Here is a 17,181-nt window from a genome sequence, read left to right on the forward strand (position 1 = left end):
GGTACCATAGAAATCTTTGTAAATACTATATGTATTTCTACTTTTCCCATAGATAATAAAGAAAAACCCCCTTATGGAAGGGGGAAGGTTACATTACTGTAGCTGCAGGTTCTGTCCCGAGCATTTCAACTATTTCGTTATATTCATTCATGACTGCAACTTTTGGGTGATGTGTTTTCACTTTTTCTTCTGCCATCATTGCATATGAAATGACGATAATTACATCTCCCTCTTGAACAAGTCTTGCTGCAGCACCGTTAAGACAGAAATCCCTTTTCCCTCGTTGTCCTGGAATAATATATGTTTCAAAGCGGGCACCATTATTATTATTAACAATTTGCACCTTTTCGTTTGCTGCCATACCTACAGCATCTAAAATGTCTTCATCAATCGTGATACTGCCCACATAGTTAAGATTTGACTCTGTCACTCGTGCACGGTGAATCTTGGCATTCATTAGTGTGCGGAACATTTTGTTCACTCCTTCTTAATATGAAAAAACAATGTTGTCAATTAGTCTAGCTTTAGAAAATTTTAATGCCAGTGCAATGATTGCTGTTTCCCCAGGTTTAACTGAAGAAATTGGCTCTAGGGCTGGATAAGATAAAACTTCAATATATTCTATCTCACCTGACGTGTTTTTAGATAAAAAATTAAAAATTTGGTCTTTTGCATTACTTACAGACATTTCTTGTAAAAACTTTTCTTTACCAGATGTAAGGGCTCTATATATATAAGGGGCCTCTAATCTCTCCTTATCATTCAAATAGACGTTTCGTGAGCTTTTTGCAAGACCATCTTCTTCTCTAATAGTATCAACTCTAATTAATTCTACTTGTAGGTGATAGTCATTTATTAAGCCTTCAATCACTGCCACCTGTTGCGCATCTTTCATTCCAAAGTAAGCTGAATCGGGCATAACTATCTGAAACAATTTCATTACTACAGTAGCCACCCCATCGAAATGCCCTGGGCGATGCTTGCCACAAAGAACGTCTACGCGCTTTTGAACTTTAATGATAGTCGTTCTTTCTCCATTGTACATTTCAGTAATAGTTGGATAAAAAAGGTAGTCAACACCCAATGAATGTGCTATTTCCTCGTCTCTCTCCATATTTCTAGGATACGCTTCAAAGTCCTCATTAGGACCGAATTGAAGCGGGTTAACGAAGATGCTAAGCACTACAATATCATTACTTGCACGTGCTTTTTTTATTAACTGTTGATGGCCTTCGTGGAGATATCCCATGGTCGGGACAAATCCGATGGTTTTCTCTTGCTGTTTTTCATGCTTACTGATTTTTTGCATGTCAGCTACTTTATTAATAATGTTCACTTTTCTTTATCCTCCATATAATCGATGAAGTGTTTCTTCCTTCATTGTAAAACTATGCTCTGAAGTTGGAAACAGCGAGTCTTTAACTTCCAGTACATATTGCTTAAGTCCATCTCGCATAATGCTTTGAGCGTCTACATAGGAATGGACAAATTTTGGTACACGTTCCACTCCGTATGAGAGAACATCATGATAAACTAGTACCTGTCCATCCACTTCTACCCCAGCTCCTATCCCGATGACCGGAATTGTTAGCTGGGCAGCAATATCTTTGGCAAGCTGTTTTGGTACACATTCTAATACAAGTGCCATTGCTCCTGCTTCCTCAGCCATACGGGCTTCTTTCATCATTTTTCTGGCACTTTCCACATCTTTCCCTTGCACTTTATATCCACCTAGGACTCCAACAGATTGGGGAGTTAAACCTAAGTGGGCAACAACAGGAATCCCTGCTGCAGTCAAGGAAGCTATAACGTGAATAACATCACCGCCACCTTCAACTTTTAAAGCATGTGCACCAGATTCCTGAACAATCTTTTTAGCATTAGTTAAGGTGTTCTCCATCGAAAGGTGATAAGACATAAACGGCATATCTGTAACGATAAACGTAGAAGGTGCTCCTCGTTTCACTGCTTTTGTATGGTGAATCATATCTTCTATAGTGACTGGTACAGTTGATTCGTAGCCTAGTACCACCATTCCGAGTGAGTCACCGACCAAAATCATATCCACACCAGCATGTTCACTAAGCTTGGCAGATGGGTAATCATAGGCTGTCAACATTGCTATTTTTTCCCCATTTTTTTTCATCTTTAAAAAATCAGCAGTTGTCTTCAATTTTCCTTCCTCCTTATTTGGCGTTTTTCTCAAAACAGCCTTTTTAGGAGAGGAAGAGAACCGAAAAAATCCTTCTTTTCACATACGAAAGAAGGATAGGAAAATATCATATCAAAAGTTCAGTTCAATCCCTCTGTCCTAGTCCTTTGGATCAAGGCAGATATTTGGTTGGTAAATAGTAATTACAAAATTATATGGTATGGTGCAGTTCTAGCTAGATACTGCCCGCCACCTATATTATAAAAGATGTTTGGGAAAGATGCTACTTTTTAATCATTTCCAATTTGGATATCTGCAGAGTGTATATAATGAATACAGTTTTGGTCATCTTCAAGCATCAAGATACCGTCTTCTGTTATCCCTTTTGCTAATCCTTCCAAAGTTCCGGTAATTGTCCGAGCAATAATTCTTTTTCCAATACTAATAGCATATGACTCCCACAAAAGCTTGATTGGGTAAAAGCCGTGCTGCAAATACCGCTCATATAGATTTTCAAGGTGGAGAAGAATGGATTGAATAAGCTCTGCCCGATTAACTGTCTTACCAAGTTCAATAGAGAGAGAAGTAGCAATGGAATGGAGCTCTTTTGGAAAATGGTCTATTTGATGATTAACATTTATTCCCATTCCAATTATAACAGAGTTAATTTTATCTGCTTCCGCTTGCATCTCCGTTAGAATTCCGACAGCTTTTTTCTTATTTATTAATATATCATTTGGCCATTTAATATCAGGTCTTAATCCAGTTACCTCCTCTATCGCTTGAGTAATAGCAACAGCGGTAAGTAACGTAAGCTGCGGTGCTTTTGCTGGAGGAAGATTGGGACGCAATATCAAACTCATCCAAACTCCTGTGTATTTAGGTGAATGCCAAGATCTGTTAAGTCTTCCCCTTCCAGTTGTCTGTTCTTCACTAACGACTAATGTTCCTTCTGGAACCCCATCATATGCAAGTTGGTGAGCAATTTTTTGGGTCGAAGTTACGGATTCTTTAAAATGTACCTGTCTACCAAGTGAAGTTGTTTTCAATCCTAAGGTGATTTCATTATGTGAAATTTTATCTGGTATTTTCTTAATCCGGTAACCTTTTCTCCGGACGGCTTCAAGTTCAAATCCTTCCTGCCTTAAATCTTCAATATGCTTCCACACTGCTGTACGTGAACAACCAAGTTCTTCACTAATTTTTTGACCTGATAAAAAATCATCTTCCGTTTCTGTAAACATTCTCAATAGCTTTTTTCGTATTTCTGTAGCCATTTTTCCACCCACTCCTTTAATACCGCCCTATCATTTGCGGTAGAACCGTGAATGATGGCAAGCTCCATATCCTGATACAATTCTGCTATCCATTTTCCACGCTTTTCACCAGCAATTTTAATAAGATCATGCCCATTAAAAACGATTTCTTTTTTATTCTTTATTGGCAAGGATTTGTACAAGTTTTCAATATGAAGATTGGAAGTTTCCGTATCTGGGTTTAAGGCTACTAATACTTCATGTGCTTCAATTGATTGTTTTAAACCCATTTGATAAATTAATTCTTTATTCCAGCCATACTTTTGTACGTTTGTTATTATGGCGATATTATGCTCTACAGCTTTTATTACTTTTTTTGGTAATTTCCAACTGGTTAAAAAATCATCTATTTGTTCTATTTCTAGAACATGAACAAATGCTGCCCATAATGCTGAGCGGGAGTTAAGGTTACATAAATTTTTGGTGCTAAGTTCTAAGAGTTTTGATTTTTTATCCGATAATTCAGGGAGATGCTTATACAATTTAGTTTTCACTAATAATTCCAAGCAATACTTAAGGCCAATGCCAGCGAGGAGCTTTTCTATTTCAGCCGTTTTTCTCTCTACTGATATTGAATGCAATCGCTCGTGATCATTCATGATAGCAAGGAAAGTATTAGATTCTAAGGAAAAAGATAATTGGCTGGCAAAACGAATAGCCCTTAGCATACGAAGCGCGTCTTCCTGAAAGCGCTCTCGAGGGATACCGACAGAACGGATAATTTTTCTTTTGATATCTTTTTCCCCTTGAAATGGATCAACGATCGTACCTGTCTTTGTCATAGCGATTGCATTCATGGTAAAATCCCTGCGCTTTAAATCTTCGAATAAGCTTTTAACAAAGGTTACTTGATCAGGACGGCGATTATCTGAATACTGGCTTTCGGTACGATAAGTGGTTACCTCAAAGCTTTCATTCTCTGCTGTTAGTACGATAATTGTCCCGTGTTCCGCACCAACATCGATCGTTTTCGGAAAAATTCTTTGAATATCTTGAGGAGTTGCAGAGGTTGCAATATCGATATCTCCAATTGCCCTGTTCATCAATGTATCGCGAACCGAGCCACCGACAAAATATGCCTCGTGGCCGCTTTTCTCTAATTCTTCAATAATTTTCATTCCTTGATGAAAGGCTTTGTCCATCTTTTTCCCCTCCCAACTTATCCGTACAATTCTAAACCTTTGTGCCAACCAATTGCCTGTACAATTCTTCGTATTGGCTTAAAACACTTTGAGAACTGAAGTAATCTTTTACACGCTTGATAGAGTTGTTAGAAAAAGTTTTATGTAAGTGGTCATCACTTAAAATGTTAATAGCGTTTTTGGCAATATCCTCAATATCACCAACTTCACTAAGATATCCCGTTTTACCAGGTTCAATTACCTCAGGTATCCCACCAATTTTACTACCTACTGAAGGCACACCACATGCCATCGCTTCCAGTAAAACTAAACCAAAACTTTCCTTTTCAGACAAAAGAAGCATCAAGTCACTGAATGAATACAGATCTTCTAAATTATCCTGCTTTCCTAGAAAAAGTACTTTGTCTTTCAAACCTAATTCTTGAACTAGGTTACACATGACAGAAATTTCCGGGCCATCTCCTACAAGTAATAGTTTCGCGGGAATTTGATTTTGGATCAGTTTGAATGAACGAATAACATCCTGGACCCGTTTGACTTTCCGAAAATTCGAAACATGGATGATAACCTTTTCATCCTGAGAAATTCCATATTGGGCTTTTAGTTCTTGTGTGTCTTTTTTATAATAAATTCGCTCATCAACAAAGTTATAAACGGTCTGAATAGCTTTTTTAGGTTTTAATAAATCATAGGTTTGTTGTACGAGTGATTCTGAAACTGCTGTTACAGCATCTGATCCTTCAATTCCAAAACGAATCATGTCATTTAAGGAAGGGTCATATCCAAGAACAGTGATATCTGTTCCGTGAAGCGTTGTTACTATTTTCAAAGAATCACCTGTCATTTTCTTAGCTAAATAAGCACAAACAGCATGAGGAATTGCATAATGGACGTGAAGTAAATCCAATTGCTCTCGCTTTGCAACTTCTGCCATTTTACTTGCCAATGCAAGATCGTAAGGCGGGTATTGGAATACAGAGTATTGATTTACCTGTACTTCATGGTAATAAATATTGCTATATACTTTACTTAACCGGAACGGCATACTAGAGGAAATAAAATGGATTTCATGTCCTTTTTCCGCCAGTAACTTTCCAAGTTCCGTAGCTATTACCCCTGATCCCCCAACTGTCGGATAGCAGGTAATACCGATTTTCAATTTCACTTAAATCCCACCTATTAAATCATAATGGAGGACGAGTGGTCCTTTGGCAAAAAAACCTTCTGCATACATGGAGCCGATTTGTTTGCCGTATGCACGTTCACGGCTGATCACTGCTTCCACATATCCATTAGTTAAAGGCGTTTCCACTCCATCCGGTGTTTTTTCAAACTGACTAGTATATGTATTAAGGGCTTTAGCCTTCACTTCTATTTCATTGCTAATATCTATGTAAAAATCAGGTTTTGAAAGAGAGTTAATTTGATAAAAATAAAGATTGGTCACTTTATGTGCTGGTTGGTTTTCATTATCTTCCATCCGTTTAATTCCTGCTGAAAAAACCGCTTCCTCTACTAATCGTGCACAATTCCCATGGTCTGGATGGCGATCATCAAAGTAGGGAGCAAAAACTACTTTCGGTTGGTGCTTTCTTATGACTGTCATGATTTCCTTTAAAAAATTATCATCTAAAAACAATCCCCTATCAGGCAAGGTTAGCTGAATTCTTTTGGTTAATCCTAAAATGGAAGATGCTAATGCTGCTTCTTTCTGCCTAATGTTAACCGTTCCATTTGAAGACCTTTCTGCAAGGGTTAAATCACAAATAGCAGTGGAGTATCCTTTTTGACGATACTTTTCCAACGTTCCTGCCATCCCTATTTCCACATCATCTGGGTGTGCACCAAATGCAAGTATGTCTATTTGGTCACTCATTCTCTTCCGCCTCTTTACCGTGAATAATATCTCTCCAATGTAGTTCCCCTCTAGAGAGCCCATGAATTAAAATTTCTGCAGTTCCCATATTTGTAGCAAGTGGAATAGCATAGACGTCACAAAGTCTAAGCAGTGCCGTTACATCTGGTTCATGTGGTTGAGCTGTAAGTGGATCCCTAAAAAAGATTACCATATCCATTTTATTTTGAGCGATCAAAGCACCAATTTCTTGGTCCCCACCTAATGGACCAGACTGAAAGCGATAAACAGATAACCCTGTAGCTTCTGCAATTTTAAGACCGGTTGTTCCTGTTGCATATAGTTCATGTTTTTCCAAAATAGTTTTATATGCCGTAGCAAATGTTATCATATCTGGCTTTTTCTTATCGTGTGCAATCAATGCAATCTTCATGACAGGCTCTCCTCTGTTATTCGATAATATTTTCTAATCCATATACTAATACATCTAATGTCATTATTGTCTCTACCGCTAATTTCACTCCGGACATAAAGCTTGCTCTGTTGTAGGAATCATGTCTAATGGTCAGAGATTGTCCCTCTCCTCCAAAAATAACTTCCTGATGTGCAACTAGCCCTGGCAACCTAACACTATGAATTCTGATTCCGTCCTTCGTCTCAGCACCTCTTGCACCCTGAATGGTCTCTTCTTCATTTGGATGTCCTTGCTGTTTAGGCGTTCTTGTCTTTGAGATCATCTCTGCTGTTTTAATACCTGTTCCAGAAGGGGCATCAAGCTTACGGTCATGATGCAATTCTATAATCTCTACGTCTTGAAAATGTTTGGCAGCCATTTGTGCAAACTTCATCATCAAAATGGCACCAACCGCAAAATTGGGTGCAATAATAACACCAGTTTTTTTAGCATCTGCAAGCTCTGTCAACTCTTGAAGCTCCTCTTCATTAAAGCCTGTTGTTCCAACAACAGGACGAATTCCATGTTCTACAGCTAGTTTAGTATGTATTTTACCTATTTCAGGTGTGGTCAAATCAATTAATACATCAGCCTCGATTTCTTGGAAACATTTTACTGGATCTTTATAGATCGGAGCATCTATTTGCGGGAAACCATCTAGGTCAGATAGTCTCTTCCCCTCATTTACCCGATCAAGACAGGCTACTAACTCAAAGTGTTCCTCTCTTTGTATTAACTCTACTGCTTCCCGTCCCATTCGGCCGCGTGGTCCTGCCAAAATTATCTTGATGATTTTCATTTTTCCTCTTCCTTCCTGATTCTTGTCCACCTGTTTTTATCTCTCGTTTCAAATTTGTGCATGACTCGATCATGAGCTTCTTGCAAATCAATATTAAGTGAATTAGCAAAGCATATCATTACAAACAGCATGTCTCCAAGCTCTTCTTCTACAGTATTCTCTTTTTCTGTATTTTTCTTTGGCTTTTCCCCATAATAATGATTAATTTCACGGGATAATTCCCCAAGTTCTTCCGTCATTCTTGCAAGCATGGCAAGAGGTGTGAAATAACCTTCCTTAAATTGTGAAATGTAGTTGTCCACTTCTTTTTGCATTTCTTGAATTGTTTTTTCACGCACTAATTCTTCACCTCATTTTTCATGTTAGCTAAAAGCCTATCATTTGACAAATTATTTAGCTTGGGAGTATTACTTTAATGCCTTGGGAAAATAACAATTTACTTCCCTTCTTTTTGTCTATTATAATGGAGAGGTTGTAAACAATCTAGGTCTTGGAGGTCACCATGTTAACTGGCTTAAGAATTACGAATATCATCTATATTTTAATAGGCTCGGCCATCTTTGCTTTTGGACTTGTCAATTTTAATATGCAGAATAATCTAGCGGAGGGCGGATTTACAGGTATCACCTTATTATTATTTTTCATGTTTCACTTTGACCCTTCTTATACAAACCTTATTTTAAACATTCCTATCTTCTTTATAGGATGGAAGCTACTAGGACGAAATACATTTTTCTATACATTGATTGGGACGTTTAGTTTATCGATATTCCTGTGGATTTTCCAAAGAGTTCCTTTAATGTTTCCCCCTTTGTCAGAAGATTTAACGTTAGCAGCTTTGTTTGCTGGTGTTTTTATTGGCATTGGACTCGGAATCATTTTCAGGTACGGAGGTACCACTGGTGGAGTAGATATCATTGCTCGTCTTGCCCATAAATATATCGGCTGGAGTATGGGAAAAACGATGTTTCTATTTGATGCAGTCGTAATTATTCTCTCTCTCATCATGTACTTAACTTATCAAGAAGCTATGTACACACTTGTTGCTGTATTTGTTGCAGCAAGAGTGATTGATTTTATGCAAGAAGGAGCATATGCAGCTAAAGGTGCTACCATCATTTCTGATAGGCATGAAGAAATTGCGACTAAAGTTCATCAGGAGATGGATAGAGGCGTAACCATTTTAAAAGGGCAAGGTACATTTTCTAAAATGGAGCGTAATGTCTTATACTGTGTAGTTGCAAAGAACGAAATCGTCAAACTGAAGAACGTGATAACTTCTGTTGATCCCCATGCCTTTGTTGCGGTAAATGATGTACATGATGTACTTGGTGAAGGCTTTACGCTCGATGAAAATAAAAACCCGATGGAACGTTAGACATAATTAAAGAATTTCTAAACTGTAGATATACTCTATTATTCGGGTTGTCTACAGTTTTTATTTATGCTTTTAATGTATGCAAAAAAGGTGCTCAGAATAGATTATTCTGAACACCTACAAATTTTCATTATAAGATGTTAATCACGATTACCCAAATAGATTAAAATAAATCTCATCAGCTCTGCAACTGCCACTGCAGCCGCAGCTACATAAGTAAGAGCAGCGGCATTTAATACTTTCTTCGTTTCTCTTTCTTCATTGTTGTTAATAATTCCCAGCGAGATAACTTGATCCATCGCTCTGCTGGAAGCATCAAACTCTACTGGTAATGTAACAAGCTGAAATAGTACAGCTGCAGCCATGAAGATAATACCTATTAATATAAGATTAGATGCACCGAAAATAAGTCCAGCGAATATTAGAAAAAATGACATGTTTGATCCTATACTTGCAAATGGGACTAATGCATGTCGAAATCGTAAAAACGCATAGGCTTGATCATCCTGAATAGCATGGCCGACCTCATGTGCTGCAATCGCTGCCCCTGCAATAGAGTTACCATGGTAGTTATGCGATGAAAGTCGTATTGTTTTGGAACGCGGATCATAATGATCTGTCAGATGCCCTCTTGTTTCTTCTACTTTCACATCATAAATACCGTTGTCATGCAATATTTTACGTGCAACTTCCACTCCCGGCATTCCTGAAGAGGATGCAACTTTTGAGTATTTTTTATACGCATTTTTTACACGAGATTGAGCCCATAACGGAACAATTAACAATATCGCGAAATAGATAAGATATAATCCTAATCCCATAAGAAAATGCCTCCTTGTGTTTGGTGGTTTCCTTGTTAGGATTATTTTATTTGTTTTATTTTATCCATGTCAATCATTCAGCTTTTTTCCGTCTTTCCAGCTTTTTAGTTCCTAGATATTTGCGTAGACCCACATAAAAGAGGGTAAGTAAGATAAGACTTCCTGTCGAAATCATAACCCACAATAGAGAAGGGTCCGTTTCATCTTCCTTTAATTCTTTAAATAATGCTTTTAAGTCCGCCTCGATGACTTCCATATCATCGAATTCCTCTAAATGAGAAAGTAAATTATTCCTATTCTTATCCAAATATTCAAAATGCGCATCCATTTTCTGTATATGTTCTGGTTTTACGTCCATTCGAATACTAGGATGGATCATATCGTATTCCAGTAAGAGTCTGCTATACATTTCCTGATACATTTCACGATCCCTTGTATCAATAGAATCTTTTAATTGTTGAAACGTCATGACAATAGGCTCTTCCATTTCCACCCACATTGGCTGATGCTCGGAAGTCATTGCGTCAACTACTAAGCGTAGTTTCATTACCGACCTAACTCTCTCCTCGTGAGGTAAAGTTGTATCCGTTAACGACGCCAATGACTGGTTATGAGCAAGCGATATTATTCTTACTTCATTCATCGGTATTTGTTGATTCGAAACTAACACTTGGGTAAATTCTTCTGAAAAAATCTCCAGAAGATTATGTGCCTCTACATATCGTTCTGTTTTAACTAACTGAAGGGCATCATCCATGATGTAATTGAGAATGAAGGATTCAACCTGCTCATCATGTGAATGAGCGTTAGAATTGACTGGATAAATGAACACAGTGATTAGCGCGAGTATTAGAAGTTTATTTACTTTCATGCCTGTCCCTCCCATATTCAATACTAAATGTTATGAAAGTGTGGACAAGGTTAGAACATTATTTAATGGATAACTCGTACCTATTTTGCCGCAGTGAAAAATAATAGGCGATTGCAATGGAGAAAATACTTAACCAGAAAGTAAAATAGCCAATTTCAGGCATATATTGCATGAGACTACCATACCTAGGCATCATTCCAAAAACATAGTCAATAATATCGTTATGTAAAGTCCATATTCCCGCCACAACTAAGTGCCATTTTTCAAATCGATAATATGGGCTGTATAATATTCCTTGAACAGCCATAGCACCATGAGAGACGATAAGCATATACCCCTCTATTGGTAAATATCCTGTTTCTAAAAAAGTCAATATGTTCATCACTACAGCCCAGATACCGTACTTAACCAGTGTTACAATAGCCAACGCCTCAAAAATCCGATAATTTCTTCTAAAAATAAAACCAAGTAATACGAAGCAAAAGAACAAACTTGCTGTCGGGCTATCTGGAACAAAAGCGATAAAAATTGCTGGTGTCTCAGCAAGCTGATATCCATACCAAATGTACCCATAAATAGTGCCGAGAATGTTAATAACCAATACTAGCCAAAGCATAGTTGGGTGTTTTAATAAATGAATAAACCAAGTGAACATTGTCTACCCTCGCTTTTATCATAATGAATTCATTATACAAAAAAGCTGGCTAATTTAGCCAGCTTTCTCATCATTCTGCTTCTGCAGCAAGTTCATTCATTTCTACTAAGTATTCACCTAGAATTTCTAGCTCTTCATCAGTACCTTGGAACTGTCCAGCTGGCATTGTTCCAATACCATTAACCGCAATATCCTTATAATCTTCTGCTGTAAGTTCCTCGTGGTGTCCAAGTAAAGAAGGTGCCAATCCTGGGTTACCTTGTAGATTACCACCATGACAACCTAAACAGCTTGCTTGAAGTATTTGGTAGCCTTCCGCACTTTCATCTATCTCAATTGCTAGTTCTTCTGTAATTTCCCCTTGTTGTGCTGCAGCTTCCCAGTCATGAGAATCAACAGACTGCCAAGTTAGGAAGAAGATAGATGCAATACCAAGAAGCATTAATCCAGTTGCAATTGGACGCTTACTTGGGCGACGCTCTGGTCCACGATCGATGAATGGTGCAAGTAATAGGGCACCAAAAGCAAGACCTGGCATAACCATCGCACCAATAACTGTGTAAGGTCCAGCAGCAAATTGATATTTAAGAAGTTCATATAAGAATAAGAAGTACCAGTCTGGTAGTGGAATATATGCAGTATCAGTTGGATCTGCAATACGCTCTAGCGGTGGTTCATGCGCAACTGTCAAGCAAAGAAATGCTATTAAGAATACCGCACCAACCATCCATTCTTTTAATAAGAAGTTTGGCCAGAATGCTTCCGTTTTACCAGGAAACTCGGAATAATCTTTCGGAATATTAGGTTTACGCTCTGCTGGTACACGGGAGTCACCAACAAACTTCATCCCTTTTCCTCTATGCATATAGGTTCCCCTCCTTTATGTTGAAAAATAATGGATCTTATAGTGGTCCGGAAATACCTTGCTTACGAATCATGACAAAGTGAGCTCCCATTAATCCAAACAGAGCTGCTGGGAGGAAGAATACATGAATCGCGAAGAAACGAGTCAGTGTTTGAGCTCCAACGATTTCAGGATGACCTGCAAGCAATGTTTTCACCATGTCTCCTATTAAAGGTGTTGCTGCAGCAATTTCCAAACCTACCTTTGTTGCGAATAACGCTTTCATATCCCAAGGTAATAGATATCCTGTGAAACCTAGACCAAGCATTACGAAGAAAATAAGTACTCCGACCACCCAGTTAAGTTCACGAGGCTTTTTATATGCACCTTGGAAGAATACACGCAGGGTATGTAAGAACATCATTACGATAACGAGACTAGCTCCCCAGTGATGCATACCGCGAACGATTTGACCGAACGCAACTTCATTTTGTAGGTAATAAACTGATTCCCACGCATTTTTAATATCCGGAACGTAATACATCGTTAGGAACATTCCAGATAATACTTGGATAACAGTAACAAAAAATGTTAGTCCTCCAAAGCAATAAACAAATGCGGAGAAGTGATGTGCCGGGTTTACGTGTTCAGGGACTTCATGGTCCGCGATATCGCGCCACATTGGCGTAATATCTAACCGTTCGTCAACCCAGTCATAGATCTTATTTAACAATTATTACGCCTCCCCTTTAGGTTTCGCGCTACCTAAGTATACTTTACCGTCTTCCACTCTGTGTTGGTACACATCAAGTGGAGCAAGTGGCGGTGTATTAGGTACGTTGTCACCATTTTTTTCATACAAGCCGTAATGGCAAGGACAGAAGAATCTGTTTGGGTTCGCCTCGTCAGAAGCCCAGTTTACCGTACAGCCAAGGTGTTTACATACAGGTGATAATGCAACGATGTCACCATTTTCAGCTTTGAAGATCCAAGCAGAACGAGGTTCTTCTGATTCATACCATGCATCAACCTGGTCGATTTTAAAGTCAAAACGTTCTGGTTCAGTTGTCAGTTCACTTTCTTCACAAACATAGACAAAATCCTGGTCCGTTCCAGCTTTTAAAACTGGATCAATTGCAAAACGAACCATTGGCATCAGCATTCCTGCTGCCATGAAACCGCCTACACCAGTAAGGGTATAGTTTAAGAATTGACGTCTAGACACGCGATGGTTTTTCTCACTCATTGTTTTCCCCCCTCTATAAGAAGAACTAAGTCCAATACGGACAATAGATGATAACACATAGAAAACTAGGACATTCTCATGATATATCAATCTTGTCCCAAGGTCAATAAGGTCATGGTCTGAAAAAATGGCAAGGTTGTGACTTATTTTAGATAGTCTCAAATTTTCGAATTTTTTCTATTGCTTTTTTAATATTATTTTGCTAAAAGATTATTTCATTTTATATTTTGCACCATATTTATGATTTAATTCTGCCATTTTTGGATGAACATGGGGAGAAGCTGATTCATTTGATCTTGTATAATCTTCTTTTTATATTTTTCATCCATATCTTGCAGTGGAATAGAAGGTAACCAAATGAGCTTCCCTTCCAGTATTTGTTCTTGGGTGCTCCACGTAGCATCAGAAGTTAATAGAAACACATGCTTAATTCCAGCTTCTTTAATATGAAGAGAAACATTGTTTAGTTGTTCAACGGATGAAGATGCTTCGACATAGCTGAAGGAAGGTAAAAGAACAACTCTGCCTTTGAATTGTCTTTCAAGTTCAAAGCTTAAAATAGTTATGTACTCACCTTGTGCAGCGACAGATTGAATATTTTCTTTAAAGCTGATTGGTATTAAAGGGATTACGACAGTATCTATATACTCTTTCGCTTGTGTGTATTGCACGATATCTTTGCTTGTCCATTTCATTGTTTCTATTCAACTCTTTCCTTTTAAGATTCTAAATAGCTTTGTAATTAATATTTTTACTATAAGATTTGTGGTACTTAAGGTCAACTGATTTAAATTTAGAAGCATAATACGTACGAAACCCTGCTCGATAAGCAGGGTTTTATAGTTTCTTTAGTTGATTTGTCAGTTTTATAAAAGCCACTTCATCCTGCTGATCTAATGCCTCATCAATCAACTTCAGAAGTTTTTCTCGCTGAAAAGTAAAAATAGATTCCTCCAGCATGCGTTCTGCAAGGATTCGATCCTTTTCATTGAATTGGGACTGTTTTGGCATAAATGGATTTTCTTCTAACACCGCTGCATACTGAGGGGAATGATATACTGATCTGAAGTTTAATTGGATATAAATGTCCTCATCTCTATTCAAACGAATATCGTGAAAAGATTTTTCAGCATCAGTAGTCATCACATTTTCCTTATAAAATCTGAATGGCACTTCTTCTACACAATGAGTTGACATAATGATACCGCGCGGGCAAAATTGGGCTTGCTCGACAAAATGAACTTTTTTCATTAATTGATCATGACTCATTAAATAGTTTAAAATCCAAACACATTCTCGTCTTTTTAACTGATAGTTTCCTAAGAACCACCTTATAAAGTCCTTTTTCTCGTTGACAGATACAGGGGTAGCCACAACTATCGTCCCTCCTCTGCGTTGATTTTCTCTACTCTTGTAAACTTAAATACAAATCCTGTAGCTCTATATTCGTCGGATCTAGTTGAATTAGTTTTTCAAATAGAGGTTTGGCTTCTTCACGTAATCCTTCTTCCAGTAAGAAATGAGCGTAATCGTAAAGAAAGCTGCTGTCATCTTTAAAAGAAGTATATGCAAGACGGTAATGGTTTAATGCATCAGAATATTTTTCTAGATTCTGATTGGCTACAGCAAGGTCCCAATCATATTGTGGATCAGTTTCACCAAATCGTATCAATTCTTGGATAGTATCTATTACGTCTTCATAACGCTCATCCTGTAAGAATATTTTAGTGAGTGTCATCGCTGCTTCCACATAGCCTGGATCCACGGCGATTGCTTCCCTTAACAACTTTTCTGCTTCTTCACTATTTTGTTGCTTGATCGCGACCCGCGCCCCATATAGCTGCAGTTCTTTATTAAATTCATTTACCGCTAGACCTTCTTTGGCAGTTTCCAAGCTTTCTTTTAACATTCCTTCTTGTTCATAGGCCTTAGCCAAGTACAAATAAATAGAAGAATATTCATGATCCAATTCTTTCACTTGATTTAGTTTTTCGATACAAGTCTTGAAATATCCTGCCTGAAAAGCAGTAAAACCGTACTGAAATAATACGTCAATTTTCAACTGATTTTGCAAAGCTTTGTCATAAAATGGCATCGCTTCTTCAAATTGCCCTGTCGCACTGTAACACTCTGCTAATCTTTCATCAAGGGGATAATCCAATTCATTATTGTCGTTACCTATCGCTTCATAATATGGAATAGCTTTCTTATAGTCCCCTTTTGACAAGTTCAACTCTCCAAGTGCAAGTGTAATAATGGGTTCATTTGGCGCAAGTTTCTTTGCCGTCAACAGCTTTTGCTCACTTACTTCAAATAGCCCTTGTGCTTGATATAGATCTGCCAATAACAATAAAGCTTGTACAAATCCATTGTCTTCTTGTGAGATGTTGTCAAGGAGTGCCATCGCTTCGTCCTCTTCATCTAAATCAATATGCACTTCCGCTAGTGAAATAATCAAGTCTGATTCATTAGGGAATTGATACAATAAGTTTCGGAATATAATCTTTGCATCTTCCAGCATTCCTAATTGTTGGTAGATTTGAGCTGTTTGGAATAAATCTTCTTCCCCCAAACTATTCTCGTTTTCTTTTAGAAGGGCAAGTCCTTTTTCCATTTCTCCATTATCTATTAGTTCAAGTGCTTGGTCGATTACTGTGTATGACAAATTACTACCTTCTTTCGTTTTCTTCTAGTAAAAAGTGACCCGGGACTGTCACCGTGCATTCCTTCCCAAAACCTGGTCGAAAAAGAAAGCTTTCGCCCGTTTTTATAATCGTTCCTTTATGGACGGTCACTTCTGGAATATGACTATCATAATTCAGATTTTGAATAGTTTCAATTATATGGCCTTCAGGTGAAACATAAAGGTTATAATCTAATTCGCCACCGACCCTTAAATCTCCTTTTGTGGGATAAATACCAATTTTCATCAAAAGGTCAATACTTAATGGAAAGCCAGCCGCTGGGCATTCTTCAGAATGTGATAAGCGCTCTTGTTTCATTACTTTCTTCCATTCTTTTTTCTTTTTTGATTTATTGGCGGAATTGATCTTTTTCCAGCAAGGTAGGAAGGTGATGGGAAATTGGTATAGCGCATCCTTAATCCATCCCCATGGTAATGCTGAAATGGAGGTTCCTTCATCCATCTCTAGAAAGATAGCAGCTATCTTATAACGTCTGCATTGCCTGACAAGGGAAGGTGTAAGCTTCTTAAGCGGTATACGGACTGCATAATAGTAATCTAACGGACTGTTCAGCAAATTAGACCGTGCTTTTTTGAGGGCACTGGCAAATTCCCGTTCTCTTTCTACTTGGAACAACGAAACTAATGTTGTGCAGCCCTTTCTTAAGTAGTTTTCTGTCATGTAAGTTTTGAATTGGCTGAATGGCATGTAGTCGATATTATCTAATAACATAACATGCCCTGGTGTAAGCAGATAGGAGGAAAGATTCATTTTGGTAGTTTTTGTGGAGCTTTGGAAAGGACTGTCCTTCATATAATATATACTGTTTTGTTTTACATAAATATTAGTTGTTTGGAGATTCTTGTTGTGTTTTAAAATATTTGTCGCTTCCATAATATATTCCATAGCATCCCTCTTTTCTAATTCCCTTAAGACAAGCTATGCCGTTAATTAGTGGATTATG

The 17,181-nt window shown here is 37.8% G+C and carries 21 protein-coding genes; 1 reads left to right on the forward strand and 20 read right to left on the reverse strand.

All coding sequences use genetic code 11. The annotated features are described in order from the left end of the window. Nucleotides 1-88: 88 nt before the first annotated feature. The 10 genes from panD to LRP81_RS17080 form a co-directional block, all read right to left on the reverse strand. Entirely contained in the window at nt 89-472 is a 384-nt protein-coding gene (gene panD / locus LRP81_RS17035) for an aspartate 1-decarboxylase (protein ID WP_230503338.1), read from the reverse strand. A 15-nt stretch (nt 473-487) separates the two neighbouring features. Next, nucleotides 488-1,336 carry a pantoate--beta-alanine ligase gene (gene panC, locus LRP81_RS17040; protein ID WP_230503340.1) on the reverse strand — a complete coding sequence of 283 codons (849 nt, stop codon included), beginning with the start codon at nt 1,334-1,336 and terminating at the stop codon, nt 488-490. Between the two features lie 6 nt (nt 1,337-1,342). Then, a complete protein-coding gene (gene panB, locus LRP81_RS17045; protein WP_230503342.1) occupies nt 1,343-2,173 on the reverse strand; it encodes a 3-methyl-2-oxobutanoate hydroxymethyltransferase in 831 nt (276 codons plus the stop codon). Between the two features lie 269 nt (nt 2,174-2,442). Continuing rightward, nucleotides 2,443-3,429: a biotin--[acetyl-CoA-carboxylase] ligase gene (locus tag LRP81_RS17050; RefSeq protein WP_230503344.1), complete on the reverse strand. Its 987-nt coding sequence runs from the start codon at nt 3,427-3,429 to the stop codon at nt 2,443-2,445. Beyond that, complete coding sequence (locus LRP81_RS17055; RefSeq protein ID WP_230503347.1) at nt 3,399-4,610, reverse strand: CCA tRNA nucleotidyltransferase; 1,212 nt, start codon at nt 4,608-4,610, stop codon at nt 3,399-3,401. Before LRP81_RS17055 ends, LRP81_RS17050 begins: the two co-directional genes overlap by 31 nt. A 31-nt stretch (nt 4,611-4,641) precedes the next feature. Next, nucleotides 4,642-5,775, reverse strand: a complete 1,134-nt coding sequence (gene bshA, locus LRP81_RS17060; RefSeq protein WP_230503349.1) for an N-acetyl-alpha-D-glucosaminyl L-malate synthase BshA — start codon at nt 5,773-5,775, stop codon at nt 4,642-4,644. Beyond that, a complete protein-coding gene (bshB1, locus tag LRP81_RS17065) occupies nt 5,776-6,486 on the reverse strand; it encodes a bacillithiol biosynthesis deacetylase BshB1 (protein WP_230503351.1) in 711 nt (236 codons plus the stop codon). After that, nucleotides 6,479-6,898 (reverse strand): methylglyoxal synthase, encoded by a 420-nt coding sequence (gene mgsA, locus LRP81_RS17070; RefSeq protein ID WP_230503353.1) that lies wholly within the window; start codon nt 6,896-6,898, stop codon nt 6,479-6,481. Before mgsA ends, bshB1 begins: the two co-directional genes overlap by 8 nt. 16 nt (nt 6,899-6,914) lie before the next feature. Beyond that, a complete protein-coding gene (gene dapB / locus LRP81_RS17075; protein ID WP_230503355.1) occupies nt 6,915-7,718 on the reverse strand; it encodes a 4-hydroxy-tetrahydrodipicolinate reductase in 804 nt (267 codons plus the stop codon). Beyond that, the gene (locus LRP81_RS17080) at nt 7,715-8,032 is read right to left on the reverse strand and encodes a nucleotide pyrophosphohydrolase (RefSeq protein WP_230503401.1); all 318 of its coding nucleotides are present in this window, start codon (nt 8,030-8,032) and stop codon (nt 7,715-7,717) included. Before LRP81_RS17080 ends, dapB begins: the two co-directional genes overlap by 4 nt. Nucleotides 8,033-8,220: 188 nt before the next feature. On the opposite strand from LRP81_RS17080, the gene LRP81_RS17085 reads away from it, so the two are divergent. Further along, nucleotides 8,221-9,096: a YitT family protein gene (locus tag LRP81_RS17085; protein WP_230503357.1), complete on the forward strand. Its 876-nt coding sequence runs from the start codon at nt 8,221-8,223 to the stop codon at nt 9,094-9,096. 140 nt (nt 9,097-9,236) lie between these two features. On the opposite strand, the gene LRP81_RS17090 is transcribed toward LRP81_RS17085, so the two are convergent. From LRP81_RS17090 to LRP81_RS17135, 10 genes are all read right to left on the reverse strand, one after another. Then, the gene (locus LRP81_RS17090; protein ID WP_230503360.1) at nt 9,237-9,917 is read right to left on the reverse strand and encodes a zinc metallopeptidase; all 681 of its coding nucleotides are present in this window, start codon (nt 9,915-9,917) and stop codon (nt 9,237-9,239) included. Nucleotides 9,918-9,990: 73 nt separating this feature from the next. Then, entirely contained in the window at nt 9,991-10,788 is a 798-nt protein-coding gene (ypjB, locus tag LRP81_RS17095) for a sporulation protein YpjB (protein ID WP_230503362.1), read from the reverse strand. 58 nt (nt 10,789-10,846) lie between these two features. Further along, nucleotides 10,847-11,443: a DUF1405 domain-containing protein gene (locus tag LRP81_RS17100; RefSeq protein WP_230503364.1), complete on the reverse strand. Its 597-nt coding sequence runs from the start codon at nt 11,441-11,443 to the stop codon at nt 10,847-10,849. Nucleotides 11,444-11,513: 70 nt separating this feature from the next. Beyond that, complete coding sequence (locus LRP81_RS17105) at nt 11,514-12,308, reverse strand: menaquinol-cytochrome c reductase cytochrome b/c subunit (RefSeq protein WP_230503366.1); 795 nt, start codon at nt 12,306-12,308, stop codon at nt 11,514-11,516. A 37-nt stretch (nt 12,309-12,345) separates the two neighbouring features. Next, nucleotides 12,346-13,020 carry a menaquinol-cytochrome c reductase cytochrome b subunit gene (gene qcrB, locus LRP81_RS17110; protein ID WP_152444771.1) on the reverse strand — a complete coding sequence of 225 codons (675 nt, stop codon included), beginning with the start codon at nt 13,018-13,020 and terminating at the stop codon, nt 12,346-12,348. Between the two features lie 3 nt (nt 13,021-13,023). Next, nucleotides 13,024-13,533: a QcrA and Rieske domain-containing protein gene (locus LRP81_RS17115; protein WP_230503368.1), complete on the reverse strand. Its 510-nt coding sequence runs from the start codon at nt 13,531-13,533 to the stop codon at nt 13,024-13,026. A 245-nt stretch (nt 13,534-13,778) separates the two neighbouring features. Further along, the gene (locus LRP81_RS17120; protein WP_230503370.1) at nt 13,779-14,228 is read right to left on the reverse strand and encodes a YpiF family protein; all 450 of its coding nucleotides are present in this window, start codon (nt 14,226-14,228) and stop codon (nt 13,779-13,781) included. A gap of 142 nt (nt 14,229-14,370) precedes the next feature. Next, complete coding sequence (locus LRP81_RS17125; protein ID WP_230503372.1) at nt 14,371-14,907, reverse strand: ReoY family proteolytic degradation factor; 537 nt, start codon at nt 14,905-14,907, stop codon at nt 14,371-14,373. 31 nt (nt 14,908-14,938) lie between these two features. After that, on the reverse strand, nt 14,939-16,198 hold the full coding sequence (locus LRP81_RS17130; protein ID WP_230503374.1) for a tetratricopeptide repeat protein: 1,260 nt from the start codon (nt 16,196-16,198) through the stop codon (nt 14,939-14,941). Between the two features lie 4 nt (nt 16,199-16,202). Beyond that, nucleotides 16,203-17,123 (reverse strand): hypothetical protein, encoded by a 921-nt coding sequence (locus tag LRP81_RS17135; RefSeq protein ID WP_230503376.1) that lies wholly within the window; start codon nt 17,121-17,123, stop codon nt 16,203-16,205. Nucleotides 17,124-17,181: the final 58 nt, after the last annotated feature.

The sequence above is a fragment of the Sutcliffiella rhizosphaerae genome, from assembly GCF_917563925.1.
In the GTDB taxonomy this organism is placed as follows: domain Bacteria; phylum Bacillota; class Bacilli; order Bacillales; family Bacillaceae_I; genus Sutcliffiella_A; species Sutcliffiella_A rhizosphaerae.